12 protein-coding genes are annotated in these 12,517 nt (G+C 70.0%); 5 read left to right on the top strand and 7 right to left on the bottom strand.

What is annotated here, in order from left to right:
- On the top strand, positions 1-1,488 hold the full coding sequence (locus tag ACAD63_RS00165) for an efflux transporter outer membrane subunit (RefSeq protein WP_133096622.1): 1,488 nt from the start codon (positions 1-3) through the stop codon (positions 1,486-1,488).
- Between the two features lie 121 nt (positions 1,489-1,609).
- Here ACAD63_RS00165 and ACAD63_RS00160 read toward each other — a convergent pair whose 3' ends face one another.
- Both ACAD63_RS00160 and ACAD63_RS00155 read right to left on the bottom strand, forming a co-directional pair.
- Positions 1,610-3,205 (bottom strand): GMC family oxidoreductase, encoded by a 1,596-nt coding sequence (locus tag ACAD63_RS00160; protein ID WP_135706184.1) that lies wholly within the window; start codon positions 3,203-3,205, stop codon positions 1,610-1,612.
- An 8-nt stretch (positions 3,206-3,213) separates the two neighbouring features.
- Complete coding sequence (locus ACAD63_RS00155) at positions 3,214-3,837, bottom strand: hypothetical protein (RefSeq protein WP_434033282.1); 624 nt, start codon at positions 3,835-3,837, stop codon at positions 3,214-3,216.
- Positions 3,838-3,952: 115 nt separating this feature from the next.
- Here ACAD63_RS00155 and ACAD63_RS00150 point away from each other — a divergent pair, with 115 nt between their 5' ends.
- The 4 genes from ACAD63_RS00150 (at position 3,953) to ACAD63_RS00135 (ending at position 8,196) form a co-directional block, all read left to right on the top strand.
- Positions 3,953-5,008, top strand: a complete 1,056-nt coding sequence (locus ACAD63_RS00150) for an AraC family transcriptional regulator (RefSeq protein WP_434033281.1) — start codon at positions 3,953-3,955, stop codon at positions 5,006-5,008.
- Between the two features lie 60 nt (positions 5,009-5,068).
- The gene (locus ACAD63_RS00145) at positions 5,069-6,022 is read left to right on the top strand and encodes a LysR family transcriptional regulator (RefSeq protein WP_133096626.1); all 954 of its coding nucleotides are present in this window, start codon (positions 5,069-5,071) and stop codon (positions 6,020-6,022) included.
- 123 nt (positions 6,023-6,145) lie between these two features.
- On the top strand, positions 6,146-7,117 hold the full coding sequence (locus tag ACAD63_RS00140; protein WP_434033952.1) for a Bug family tripartite tricarboxylate transporter substrate binding protein: 972 nt from the start codon (positions 6,146-6,148) through the stop codon (positions 7,115-7,117).
- Between the two features lie 107 nt (positions 7,118-7,224).
- Positions 7,225-8,196: a M14 family metallopeptidase gene (locus ACAD63_RS00135; protein WP_434033280.1), complete on the top strand. Its 972-nt coding sequence runs from the start codon at positions 7,225-7,227 to the stop codon at positions 8,194-8,196.
- 29 nt (positions 8,197-8,225) lie between these two features.
- On the opposite strand, the gene ACAD63_RS00130 is transcribed toward ACAD63_RS00135, so the two are convergent.
- From ACAD63_RS00130 to mnmE, 5 genes are all read right to left on the bottom strand, one after another.
- A complete protein-coding gene (locus ACAD63_RS00130) occupies positions 8,226-8,780 on the bottom strand; it encodes an Sbal_3080 family lipoprotein (RefSeq protein WP_135706188.1) in 555 nt (184 codons plus the stop codon).
- Between the two features lie 137 nt (positions 8,781-8,917).
- On the bottom strand, positions 8,918-9,118 hold the full coding sequence (locus ACAD63_RS00125; protein ID WP_029046432.1) for a hypothetical protein: 201 nt from the start codon (positions 9,116-9,118) through the stop codon (positions 8,918-8,920).
- 27 nt (positions 9,119-9,145) lie between these two features.
- A complete protein-coding gene (locus tag ACAD63_RS00120) occupies positions 9,146-9,724 on the bottom strand; it encodes an OB-fold putative lipoprotein (protein ID WP_434033279.1) in 579 nt (192 codons plus the stop codon).
- Positions 9,725-9,766: 42 nt separating this feature from the next.
- Positions 9,767-11,011, bottom strand: a complete 1,245-nt coding sequence (locus ACAD63_RS00115; protein WP_135706190.1) for a glycosyltransferase — start codon at positions 11,009-11,011, stop codon at positions 9,767-9,769.
- A gap of 36 nt (positions 11,012-11,047) precedes the next feature.
- Complete coding sequence (mnmE, locus tag ACAD63_RS00110) at positions 11,048-12,475, bottom strand: tRNA uridine-5-carboxymethylaminomethyl(34) synthesis GTPase MnmE (protein WP_434033278.1); 1,428 nt, start codon at positions 12,473-12,475, stop codon at positions 11,048-11,050.
- Positions 12,476-12,517 lie beyond the last annotated feature (42 nt).

The raw sequence follows: 12,517 nt of genomic DNA, 5'->3' as shown, positions 1-12,517 counted from the left end.
ATGACCAAGACCCTGACCACACTGCTGCTGGTGGCCGGCGTTCTGACCGGGTGCACGCTGGCACCCCACTATGACCGCCCCGCCCCGCCGGTGGCAGACAGCTTCCCGGTGGCACCGGAGGGCTATGCCACCGCCGAGGTGAAGAGCGGCGAGACCCGCCGCGCCACCGACATCGGCTGGCGCGAGTTTTTCCGCGACCCGCGCCTGCAGGCGCTGATCGCCACCTCGCTGGATAACAACCGCGACCTGCGCCAGGCCGCGCTGCGCATCGAGGAAGCGCGCGCCACGTACCAGGTGCAGCGCGCCGACCTGCTGCCCACGGTGAACGTGGAAGGCGGCTATACGCGGGCCCGCACCACCCCGGCCGAGGCGGCCACCGTGCTGGGCCAGCCAGGGGTGACCGAGGTCTACCGGGTCGGCCTGGGCATCTCGTCGTACGAGCTCGATTTCTTCGGGCGCGTGCGCAGCCTGTCCAACGCCGCGCTGGCGCAGTACTTCGCCACCGAAGAAGCGCACCGCTCGGCGTATATCTCGCTGGTGTCGGAAGTCGCCAAGGCCTACCTGGCCGAGCGCTCCTTTGCCGAGCAGTACGAGCTGGCACGCAACACGCTGCAGGCGCGCGAAAGCACCTACGGGCTGGCCAAGAAGCGCTTTGACGCCGGCGCCACCTCGGCGCTGGACCTGCGCGACAACGAATCGCTGGTGGCGCAGGCACGCGTCTCCGCGGCGCAGCTGGCACGCCAGCGCGCGCAGGCGCAGAACGCGCTCGAAGTGCTGGTGGGCAAGCCCATCGGCACCATCGAGAACCTGCCCGAGCCGATGCGGCTGTCGGACGAGCGCATCATCAGCGATATCCCGGCGGGCCTGCCGTCGGAGCTGCTGGAGCAGCGTCCCGATATCCGGCAGGCCGAGCAGCAGCTGCTGTCGGCCAACGCCAATATCGGCGCGGCGCGCGCCGCGTTCTTCCCGCGCATCACGCTGACCACCAGCGTGGGCACCATCAGCCCGACGTTCTCGGGGCTGTTCGATGCCGGCACACGCGCATGGTCGTTCGCGCCGCAGCTGACGCTGCCGATCTTCGACTATGGCCGCAACCTGTCGAACCTGGACCTGGCCAACGTGCGCAAGAACATCCAGATCGCCAACTACGAGAAGACCATCCAGACGGCCTTCGCGGAAGTGGCCGATGCGCTGGTGGCGCGCGGCACGCTGGAAGACCAGGTCACCGGCCAGGAACAGGTGCGCGATGCCGAAGCCGCGCGCTACGAGCTGTCGCGCCTGCGCTTTCGCAGCGGCGTGGCCAGCTACCTGGACGAGCTCGACGCGCAGCGCCAGCTGTTCACCGCGGAGCAGGCGCTGATCCAGGCGCGGCAGCTGCGGCTGAACAACGCGATCGACCTGTATCGCGCGCTGGGCGGCGGGTTGAAGGCGGACAGCGCGGTGGCGCAGCAGGCAGCGCCAGCGGCGCAGCAACCGGTGACGCAGTAACGCTCACTGCTGGTTTGCTCCCCTCTCCCGCAAGCGGGAGGGGGAGCAAGCAGCTCAAGCGAAGAAACCAGTGGCAGCGCCACTGGTTTTTTTTCGCCTGCATCACAGCGGCGCCGATCCATCATGCCGTGATATTTCGAGCCAGCGCATCTGCATTCTGTGCCGTCAGCGCAAACACCGACAACTGCGGATTGGCCCCCACGCTGGTCGGAAAGACCGAACCGTCGAACACCGACAGGTTCTCCAGCTGGTGGTGGCGCCCGTGGCTGTCCACCACGCCGCGGCGGGCGTCGTCGCTCATGCCGCAGCCGCCCATCAGGTGCGCGGTGAAGAGCGCCGTGCGGAACGGCTTGAGCGGCAGCTTCGCGATCGCGTCGCGCGCTTCTGGCCAGCTGCGGTAGTCGGTGGCGTCCAGGTGGGCCGGCCGCACCTTGACCGCGCCGGCGGCGAACTGCGCCTGTGCCATGCTCAGCCAGGCGCGGCGCACGCCGTCCCAGGCGTAGTCGCTCATCTCGTAGTCGAGCAGCGGGCTGCCGTCGGGGGCCAGCCGCACGCGCCCGCCCTCGCTCTGCGGTACGAAACCGTCGCGCAGCAGCGCCAGCATGGCGTTGGTATTGGGCAGCTGCGCGATATCGCGCCGCAGCGCGTCGCCCATGCCGTTGAGCACGCCGGCGCTGATGCCGGGGAACAGCGGCGGCACCTCCAGCTTGTAGCCCATCGGGCCGGTGGCGCCGTTGGCCCACTGGAAGTGGTCGGAGGCGACCGACTGCGGCGCGCCATAATAGGGATCGATTTTCTCCGGCATGACTGCGACACTGATATTCACCGGATGGATGAACGTGCGCACGCCCAGCCGCCCATGCGGGTCCGGCACGCGCGAGCGCAGCAGCAGCGCCGGTGTGTTGATAGCGCCGCCGGCGACTACCACGTGCCGCGCGCGCACGGTCACGCCGACGCCGGTGGGCGTATAACCGTCTGCGCCGAGCGCTTCGCCGATGACCGCTTGCACGCGCTGCCCGTCGTGTCCGAGCGTGCGCACCCGCACCCGGTGCACCAGCGTCGCGCCTGCGGCCAGCGCCGCCGGGATGGTCGATACCAGCATCGACTGCTTGGCATTGACCGGGCAGCCGAAGCCGCAGTAGCCCGAGTTCCAGCAGCCCTTCACGTTGCGCGGGATGACGTGCCACTCCCAGCCCAGCTTTTCGCAGCCGCGGCGCAGCACGTCGTTGTTGGGATTCGGCGCCATGGCCCAGGGCGCGATGCCCAGGCGCGCTTCCACCTGCGCGAACCACGGCGCCATGTCGGCCTCGGCGTGGCCGCTGACGGCATGGTGCCCGGCCCAGTGCGCCAGCGTCTGCGGCGGCGTGCGGAAGCTGGACGACCAGTTCACCGTGGTGCTGCCGCCGACGGCGCGGCCCTGCAGGATGGCGATGGCGCCATCGGCGGTGGTGCGCGCCGCGGCCTCCTGGTACAGCTCGCGGTAGGCACGGTTCTCGTCCATGTCGCGGAAGCTGTCGGAGGTGCGCAGCGCGCCTTCTTCCAGCAGCACCACGCGCAGCCCGGCGCGGCTCAGCGTTTCGGCGCTGATGCCGCCGCCCGCGCCGCTGCCGACGATGACAACGTCCGCGTCGAGCGTGCGGGAGGCGGTAAAGGTGGCGGCATCCAGCACCTTCCAGCCGGCGGCGATGCCGGCATCGTAGAGATTGTCGATGGCCATGTCTGTATTCAGGCGTGCAGCGCCTTGTAGACCGGCGCATTGGGGCCGGGATAACCGCTGCCGGCCCAGGCGGCGGGCAGCACGTAGTAGCTCACGCTGGCGAGCTTGACCAGCACCACCGCGCCGGCATTGAGCGTGGCCAGCCGGCTGGCGCGCCAGCGTTCCAGGAAGGCCTGGACCTGTTCCGGCGTGGTGGCGTCCCAGGACTGGCGGATGCCGGCCAGCGCCCAGCGCAGCGGCGTGCTGGCGAGCAGGCCGAACAGCTTGCGCAGCTCAGCCTGCGCGCCGGCGTTCATCGCGGCGCAGCTGGTGTCGATATTGCGCAGTGTCTCCTGCACCAGGGCCTCGCGCCGCGGCGGCGGCGCCTCGGCGAGTTCGGTGACGACGGCGGGCAGCAACGCGCGGAACGTGGCCACGTCGTCGGGCCGCAGCCAGGCCATGCCGGCCTGCGGCGCGGCATCGGCCGCGCTGCATCCGGCCAGCGACGGCACCAGCGCGGTACACGCCAGCGCGGCCGAGAAGCCGAGTCCGACCTTGAGGAAGCCGCGGCGCGAGAGAGCGTGTAGCGCGTGCAGCGCCTCGGCGCCGGCATCTGCGCGCCGGTGTGGCGCAGGTTGGGAATGCGGGGGCATGGGGTGTCTCCTGTGCGTCGGTGTTGTTGTCGGGGCGGATGACTCCGCATTGACGCTACCTGTAGTTTGGATAAAGATCGGAGCCCCGTCTTGATTCCGCATGACAGGTGAATTGATGCCACGCGCCATCCCGCCCGCCGGCGGTGCCACGGTATCCGGCACCGTGTCGCTCGCTTACCTTCGCGCCGTGCTCGACCACGGCGAACGCCAGGGCATTGCCGCCGCCGACCAGCTGCGCGCCGTCGGCGTGGCGGCCGGCATCCTCGGCGCCACCGGTGCGCCGATCGCCACGCGCATCCCGGGTGCCGCCTACCTTGCGCTGCTGGACTGGCTCGGCGAGGCCACCGGCGATCCGCATGTCGGGCTGCGTGCCGGGGCCGCCTTCGTGCCGCGCCACTATGCCGAGATGGGCTATGTGGTGCTGACCACGCCGACCGTGCGCGACGCCATCCTGCAGGGCATACGCTATGAGGTGCTGGCCAACGATATCGGCCGCACCCGCCTGGTCGAAGCGCCGGGCATGGCGTGCATGACCTGGACCGCGCAGCACGGCCCGCTGTCGCGCCACGCGCATGAGCTGCACATGGCCACCTGGTCGGTGTTCGCGCGCTGGCTGATCGGCGAGCGCTACTTCGCCACGCAGGTTGAATTCCCGCACCCCGCGCCGGCCGACACCAGCCTGCATGCCGAGGTGTTCGGCTGCCCGGTCGCCTTCGGCACCGGGCGCCATGCCATGCATATCGACCAGGCGCTGCTGACCCTGCCTTCGCTGCAGGCCGATGCCGGCATGCAGGCGCAGATGACGCGCATCGCCGACTCTCAGTTGCAGCTTTGCGTCCCCGCCGGCGCCGACGAGCTGGCGCAGGCGCGTGCCTATATCAGCGCCCGCCTGCAGGACGGCGAGCTGCCCATCGCCGACGTGGCCGCGCACCTGCGGCTGCCCGTGCGCACGCTGCAGCGCCGCCTGCAGGCGCAGGGCATCAGTTATTCACAGCTTGTGGATAACGTGCGGCGCGCGCTGGCCGAGCAATACCTGGCCGATCCCGCGGTCAGCCTGGCGCAGTGCGCGCTGCGGCTGGGGTATTCCGAGCAGAGCGCATTCACGCACGCGTTCAAGCGCTGGACCGGCGAGACGCCGCACGGCTGGCGCCGCCGGGTCGCGCAGGCGTAGCAAAACCCGTGCTGGTTTTGCCGATAATGAGGGCAGACCAACCCCACCCGCCCGCCTTCCATGCATATCCGCTGGCTCGAAGATTTCGTCTGCCTGGCGCAGGCCGGCAGCCTGGCGCGCGCCGCCGAGCTGCGCAACGTGACCCCGCCCGCGTTCGGCCGGCGCATGCAGGCCTTGGAAGTATGGGCCGGCGCCCCGCTGATCGACCGCAGCGTGTTCCCGGTGCGCCTGACCGCCGAGGGCCGGCTGTTCCTGGAAGCCGCGCAGGGCGCGCTGCGCACGCTCGATGAAACGCGGCTGGCACTGCGCGCCGCGCACCGGGCCGACGCCAGCACCGTGACCATCGCCACCGGCAAGACGCTGGCGCGCTCGATGGTGCCGGCGTGGCTGTCCGGCCTGCGCGAGACGCTGCGCGGCGACCCCGCCGCGGCAGGCTTCCGCACGCGGCTGTCGACCTTCCCCATGCACGACGCGCTGGCGATGTTTGCCGAGGGCGATGCCGACTTCCTGCTGTGCTACAGCCCGCCCGACCTGCCGGTGATGCTGGACGACGCGCGCTACCAGTTCCACCTGGCCGGCGTGGAGCGGCTGGTGTGCGTCAGCGCCGCCGACGCGCACGGCGCACCGCTGCACCGGCTGCGCACCGGCAAGGCAGCGAAGGAAAAGCCGGTGCCGATGATCGCCTATGCCGAGACGCTGACGCTGGGGCGCATGGTCAACCAGGAGATCGCGCGCCGCAAGCTGGCGCCGCGGCTGGACGTGATCGCGGTCAGCGACTTTGCCGAGTCGGTGCATGAGATGGTGCGCCAGCGCATGGGGCTGGCGTGGCTGCCCGCGCGGCTCATTGCCGACGACCTGCACGCGGGCCGGCTGGTGCGCGCGATCGGCGCCACTGCTGCGGGGGCCGACGATGGCGGCGACCTTGCCCTCGATATCCGCCTGTACCGCCCGCGCGCGCCGATGCGGCCGCTGGCCGAGGCGTTCTGGCGCGCCGCGGTGGCGGCGCCGCGCTAGCTGCGGCCATTGCCGAATCGGCAACCCCACTTGCCAAAGCCGCATGCCGGCCGGGCCGCGCGCTCTCTAACATCCGGTCACAACATAGATTCCGGAACCCCCAGAGACAAGACCATGAAGACCATGAAGACCATCCTGCGCGCTGCCGCTGCCGCACTCTGCCTTGCCACCGCCACCGGCGGCGCCTTTGCCGGCACCTGGCCCGCCAAGCCGATCACGCTGGTGGTGGGCTATACCGCCGGCGGCAGCGTCGACCTCGTCGCCCGCACCATTGCGCCGGAGCTGGGCAAGCGCCTGGGCCAGAGCGTGGTTATCGAAAACCTGGGCGGCGCCGGCGGCACCATCGGCGCGTCCAAGGTGGTCAAGGCCGAGGCAGATGGCTACACCCTGCTGATGGGATCCGGCAGCGAGGTCTCGATCGCTCGCCTGACCAACCCGGCCGTGCGCTACGACGGCGAGAAGGACCTGGCGCCCGTGACCTTCGTCGGCACCCAGCCGATGGTGCTGGTCGGCAAGCCGGGCCTGCCGGCGAAGAACGCCGCCGAGCTGATCGCGCTGGCCAAGGCGCAGCCGGGCAAGCTGTCGTATGCGTCGTCAGGCGTGGGCACGCCGCTGAACCTGGCCGGCGAGCTGATCAAGCAGCAGGGCAACGTCAATATCACGCACGTGCCGTACAAGGGCGCATCGGCCATGGCCACCGACCTGCTCGGCGGCCAGATCGACCTGGCGGTGATGGTGCTGTCGTCGGCGCTGCCGCATATCCAGGCGGGCCGCGTGCAGGCCTATGGTGTGACCGGCGCCAAGCGCGCCGCGGTGGCGCCGAACGTGCCGGCATTGGCGGAGACGCCGGCGTTGAAGGGCGTCGACATGGGGGTGTGGTTCGGCCTGATGGGGCCAGCCAACCTGCCCAAGCCGGTAGTGGAGCGGCTGAACAACGAGATGCAGGCCGTGCTGGCGATGCCGGACGTGAAGAAGAAGCTGGCCGAGGCTGGTGTGGAAGTGACGCCGGGCAATCCTTCCCAGTTCGGCAGCTTTATCAAGCGTGAAACGGGGCGTTATCGGACGATTGTGCAGACGGCTGGGATTCGTGAGTGAGGGATGGGTGTCGGTGCTGCCAGCGCCTGCCAGTACCCACGACACACCAAATAGAAACGACCCGCCAGGCACCGACCCAATGCGCACCCTGTGAGCACCTGATTTCCATGACCCACCCCGCCCACCTCGACGCCTACCCCGTCGACGTCGCCTTCCCCGACATCCGCCCCTACGCCTCCGGCAACAGCGGCATCCCCTACCTGTACTCCTTCGACAGCGGCCAGCCCGGCCCGCACGTGATGGTCAACGCCCTGACCCACGGCAACGAGGTCTGCGGCGCCATCGCCGTCAAGGCATTGCTCGACCACAACCTGCGCCCGCGCCGCGGCCGCCTGACGCTGGCCTTCGCCAACGTCGATGCCTATCACAGCTTCGACCCGGCCCGGCCCGACGCCTCGCGCTTTGTCGACCAGGACTTCAACCGCGTATGGACCGCCGCCACGCTGGACGACACCAGCCGCGATTCCTCCGAGCTGCGCCGCGCGCGCGCCATGCGCCCGGTGATCGACACCGTCGACCTGTTGCTCGACCTGCATTCGATGCATGAGAAAAGCCGCCCGCTGATCGTCTCGGGCCCGCTCGACAAGGGCATCGCCCTGTCGCGCGCGCTGGGCGCGCCGGCCGACGTGATCGTCGACGAAGGCCATCCCGAAGGCCGCCGCATGCGCGACTACGACGGCTTTGGCGATCCCGCCAGCCCGCGCAATGCGCTGCTGATCGAATGCGGCCAGCACTGGGAGCCGGCTGCCGTGACGGTGGCGCAGGACAGCACCGCGCGCTTCCTGCTGCACGCCGGCGTGGTCGACGCCGCCGACCTGCCCGCCGGCTGGCTGCAGCCGCTGCCCGCCGCGCAGCGGGTGGTACGCGTGACCGAGCCGGTGGTCGCCACCGGCATGGATTTCCGCTTTGCCGGCCCCTATACCGGCCTGGAGACCTTTGCCGACGCCGGCGCGGTCATCGGCTGGCGCGACGGCGAGCCGGTGGTGACGCCGTATCCCGACTGCGTGCTGGTGATGCCTTCGCTGCGCCAGCTTCGCCCCGGTGTGACCGTGGTGCGGCTGGGCCGGCTCGAACGCTGAGCCGGGTTGGAAGGTCAGGGTCTGCCTGATCAGGCTCCCGCCGTCGGTGCCGGCAATGTGCCCGCCGACGGCGCCGGCGGCGGCAGCATGCCCGGGAACAGCTGCTCGACCAGCTCGTTCAGCTTGGACGCCGGGTCCACGAGATTGCTCAGGTTGAGCCCGCCCGCGCTGCGGTTGGCGCTGTAGATCGCCTTGCCGACGCGGTCGCCCTGGCGAAAGACTGTGATGTCCACGCTGTCCAGGTATGACGTCCAGAACCAGGCGCTGCGCGCGCTGTAATACGCCACCATCGGGCACGCCATCGCCGACGCTGCCTCGGCCTGCAGCATCTTCACTTCGAAGTTGCGGTGTTCCAGCGAGGCACGGAAGGCCTCGACATAGTTGTTGCCGCTCACCGGGTTCACCACCACGCACAGCAGCATGCCGTTGGCGCCGTAGTCGCCGCGCGGGCCGCCGCCGGCGGGCACCTGGAACGCGGTATTGGGATCGGAGCGGTCGGGGCGGTCGACCGGGGTCACGGCCTGGTAGGTCGAGCAGCCGCACAGCAGCAGGCCGACGCTGGCGGCCAGCAGGGCTTTGTTCATGGGAATCCTGGATGGCTTGGGGCACTGCCGCCGGCGCGCAATGCGGGCAGTGTGCCTTCACACTGTAGGCGCTGCCGGCGCCGGCCAATTCCCGGAACAGAGACGCAAAACCGGCGCTGCTGCGCCGGCGTGGCGCGTCAGCCGCCCGCCCCGCCTTGCGCGAGCCGGCCCACCAGGATCAGGCAGAACGCAGCCAGGCACAGCCCGACCACCGCGACCTGCAGCCGCGTCACGGGCCGGCCGCCCAGCAGGGTCTCGCTAAGCCAGCGCGGCGAAGCCAGGCCGGCGGCGGTCGCCGCCAGGATGATGAGCGCAAGCACGGACAGCACGGATTGCATCGCAGGTTCTCCGGTTCAGGCTTGCGCTCAGTTGGCGCCGCCGCGCAGCAGGCAGTCGCGCAGCAGCGGCACGCCATCGGCCACGCCCGCGCCGTTGCACTCCACCGCCACCTTCTGGCCGCGCCGCACCATGGTGGCGCGGGCCTCCACTTCGCAGACCCGGCCCGCCGGGCCGCAGATCTGCCGTTGCAGCAGCAAGGCACGCACATTGGCGGCGGGATCGTTGGTGCGAATATCGACAAACACCTGCTCGCCCTCGCGGCGCACGCCGCTGGCCACGCCTTCGACGATCACGTAGCGGTTCAGGTAACGCGCATCCGCGGCCTTGGGATCGTTGCGGTAGTCCTCCAGGATGGTGCCGGCCTGGTATTGCGGCAGGCGGTCGGCGGGCCGCTGCGGGTCGATGCTGACCGGGTCCAGCGTGCCGTCGCGCGGCACGCCGCGCACATCGCTGGCCGTGGCAACGGGCGCGCTGGCCTGCGCCGGCGTTGCGGAATCAGCGGGTGCGGCGGCGTCTTCATGCCGGTCATTGCCGGCAAGCCACAACATGCCAAGGACAGCCACGGCGACGATGGCAACGAGGATCTGCTGGGTACGGTTCAACATCTGGCGGTCTGCCTGGGAGCATGCAAAAAGGCGAAAGCGCGATTATGCGCCACCCGAAGCGCAGAAGCGCCCGATTGCAGCCACCGCGTGCTCCACCCCGCGCTCCGCCGCAACGGCGCGCCCCAGCGCGGCGGCCTTGCCGCGCGTCTCGGGGCGCTCGGTAAAGGCGATCATCGACGCCAGCCGCGCTGCGTCGATCTTGTGCCCCGGCACGTACGCCGGCGCCACGCCCAGCGCCGCCAGCCGTCCCGCCCAGAAGAACTGGTCGCCCGCGAACGGCAGCACGATCGATGGCACGCCGGCCGCCGCCACCGCGTGCGTGGTGCCGGCCCCGCCATGATGGATCGCCGCCGCCACGCGCGGCAGCAGCCAGTCATGCGGCGTGGCCCCGATCACATGGAAGTTGGCTGGCAGCGCCGACACATCGATGCCCGACCAGCCCGGATAGAACAGCGCGCGCCGGCCATCGACGGCCTGCAGCATGGCCTTGACCACCTTCTGCCGGTCAAAGCCCGCCATGCTGCCAAAGCCGATATACAGCGGTGGCGCGCCGGCCGCCAGGAAGTCTCGCAGCGCAGCGCCCGGCTTCCAGGCTGGCTGCGCCGGCATGTTCCACGCGCCGGTCACCAGCCAGTCCGCATGCCAGTCGCGCGGGCGCGGCACCAGGTGCGGCGAGATCGCGTACAGCGACGGGAAATCGCGCCACATCGCCCGGCGCGGCGCCACGCCGAACAGCTTCGCGCGCGCCGCGTTGGTGGCATTGCGGAACATGCGCCATAGCACGAAGTTGATCACCGCATGACTGGCCCGGTTGGCCCAGCCCGGCATGCGCAACGGCGGCAACAGGGCCGACGGGAAATCCCGCGTCGGCGAGATCGGGAACATGCCCGCGCCGATCACCGGCTTGCCGAGCTGCTCGCCCACGGACAGCGCCACATAAGCCGTCAGCCCCGAAAATACAATGCCATCCGCATCGCGCGCCGCTTCCGCCAGCTGCGCCATCCACGCCTCGGTGTTCTCCTCCGCAATGCGCCCGAACGCACGCGTGGCCTCGGCCACGTTGCCGCCCTCCGTCATCAGCTTGTGCAAGGCACCGCCGGGCTGCAGGGTTTGCTGGATGTCGCCGGCCATCGGCGCGAACGGCAGGCCATGCCCGGCGGCCAGCGGTGCCGCGGCGCGTTCGCCAAGCATCAGCACGTCATGCCCGGCGTCACGCAGGCCCAGGCCGAGGGCTACGATGGGGCGGCAGTCGCCTTGGGTGCCGAAGGTGATGAGGGTGAGGCGCATGGGAGAGGATGGTGGCGCGTTCCGGTTGCGACCGCCTCACTTCCCAATACAAAACCGCGTAAAAATCGTCCCCAGCAAATCATCACTGGTGAACTCCCCGGTAATGCTGTTCAGGCACTCCTGCGTCAGCCGCAGTTCCTCCGCAAACAAATCCAGCGCCTGCGCCTGATGCTCGGCTTGTTCCGCCGCAATATCGAGGTGCGACTGCGCATTGCGCAACGCCGTCAGATGCCGCTCGCGCGCGAGGAAGGTGCCTTCGTTGCCGGATTGCCAGCCCACCAGCCGCAGCAACTCGCGCCGCAGCAGTTCGATGCCTGCACCAGTGCGGGCAGAGATCCAGATCTCCGTCGGGTTTGGCCCGTTCGCTGCGACAACGTGCGGGCGGTTGCCGCCAAACATCGTGTCGCCCACTGCCGGCGCCTTGTCGATCTTGTTGACCACGCGCACGATCGGCGAGCCCGGTGGCAGATGGCCGCTGAGCCGGTCGTCGATGGCGTCGTCGATCTCGGACAGGCCGTGGCGCAGGTAGTCGGTGGCGTCGACCAGGTGCAGCACGACGTCGGCGCGGCGGATCGCGTCCCAGGTGCGGTCGATGCCGATGCGCTCGACTTCATCGGTGGCGTTCTCGCGCAGGCCGGCGGTGTCGATGATGTGCAGCGGGATGCCGTCGATCTGGATGGTCTCGCGCACGCGGTCGCGCGTGGTGCCGGCGATCGGCGTGACGATGGCAAGCTCGGCGCCGGCGAGCGCGTTGAGCAGCGAAGACTTGCCCACGTTAGGCTGGCCCGCCAGCACCACCGACAAGCCTTCGCGCAGCAGCGCGCCCTGCCGCGCCTGCGCCAGCACGCCGCCCAGATCATTGCGGATGGCCGCAAGCTGGCCGCGCGCGTCGGACTGCTCCAGGAAATCGATCTCTTCCTCGGGGAAGTCCAGCGTGGCCTCGACCAGCATGCGCAGGTGGATCACCTTGTCCACAAGCTTGCGGATCGCATTGGAGAACTCGCCTTCCATCGAGCGCGCCGCCGAGCGTGCCGCGGCTTCGGTGCTGGCTTCGATCAGGTCGGCCACCGCCTCGGCCTGCGCCAGGTCGAGCTTGTCGTTGAGGAAGGCGCGGCGCGTGAACTCGCCCGGCTCGGCCAGCCGCAGGCCGATGCCATCGCCGGCCTGCAGGCAGCGCGTCAGCAGCATCTGCATCACCACCGGGCCGCCGTGGCCCTGCAGCTCCAGCACCTCTTCGCCGGTGTATGAATTGGGCGCGGGGAAGTACAGCGCGAGGCCGTGGTCGATGACCTTGCCGTGGCCGTCGAGGAACGGCAGGTAGGTGGCATGGCGCGGCTTCAGTGCCTGGCCGCAGACGGCGCGCATGACCGGGCCGACATCGGAGCCCGAGACGCGCACCACGCCGATGCCGCCGCGTCCGGGCGCGGTGGCGATGGCGGCAATGGGAACCTGGGTAGCAGTCATGCGGTATTGTCGCAGATCGATTGCAGTTGGCGTGGCGCGGGT

Source organism: Cupriavidus sp. a3 (genome assembly GCF_051015765.1).
Classification (GTDB): domain Bacteria; phylum Pseudomonadota; class Gammaproteobacteria; order Burkholderiales; family Burkholderiaceae; genus Cupriavidus; species Cupriavidus oxalaticus_A.
The sequence above is the reverse complement of the archived record's forward strand: the minus strand, read 5'-3'. Positions and strand labels throughout refer to the sequence as shown.

What these genes read in the sequence shown, in the direction of transcription:
- ACAD63_RS00165 (WP_133096622.1), top strand. Translation starts at nt 1, where the DNA reads ATGACCAAGACCCTGACCACACTGCTGCTGGTGGCCGGCGTTCTGACC.
- ACAD63_RS00160 (WP_135706184.1), bottom strand. Translation starts at nt 3,205, where the DNA reads ATGGCCATCGACAATCTCTACGATGCCGGCATCGCCGCCGGCTGGAAG.
- ACAD63_RS00155 (WP_434033282.1), bottom strand. Translation starts at nt 3,837, where the DNA reads ATGCCCCCGCATTCCCAACCTGCGCCACACCGGCGCGCAGATGCCGGC.
- ACAD63_RS00150 (WP_434033281.1), top strand. Translation starts at nt 3,953, where the DNA reads ATGCCACGCGCCATCCCGCCCGCCGGCGGTGCCACGGTATCCGGCACC.
- ACAD63_RS00145 (WP_133096626.1), top strand. Translation starts at nt 5,069, where the DNA reads ATGCATATCCGCTGGCTCGAAGATTTCGTCTGCCTGGCGCAGGCCGGC.
- ACAD63_RS00140 (WP_434033952.1), top strand. Translation starts at nt 6,146, where the DNA reads ATGAAGACCATCCTGCGCGCTGCCGCTGCCGCACTCTGCCTTGCCACC.
- ACAD63_RS00135 (WP_434033280.1), top strand. Translation starts at nt 7,225, where the DNA reads ATGACCCACCCCGCCCACCTCGACGCCTACCCCGTCGACGTCGCCTTC.
- ACAD63_RS00130 (WP_135706188.1), bottom strand. Translation starts at nt 8,780, where the DNA reads ATGAACAAAGCCCTGCTGGCCGCCAGCGTCGGCCTGCTGCTGTGCGGC.
- ACAD63_RS00125 (WP_029046432.1), bottom strand. Translation starts at nt 9,118, where the DNA reads ATGCAATCCGTGCTGTCCGTGCTTGCGCTCATCATCCTGGCGGCGACC.
- ACAD63_RS00120 (WP_434033279.1), bottom strand. Translation starts at nt 9,724, where the DNA reads ATGTTGAACCGTACCCAGCAGATCCTCGTTGCCATCGTCGCCGTGGCT.
- ACAD63_RS00115 (WP_135706190.1), bottom strand. Translation starts at nt 11,011, where the DNA reads ATGCGCCTCACCCTCATCACCTTCGGCACCCAAGGCGACTGCCGCCCC.
- mnmE (WP_434033278.1), bottom strand. Translation starts at nt 12,475, where the DNA reads ATGACTGCTACCCAGGTTCCCATTGCCGCCATCGCCACCGCGCCCGGA.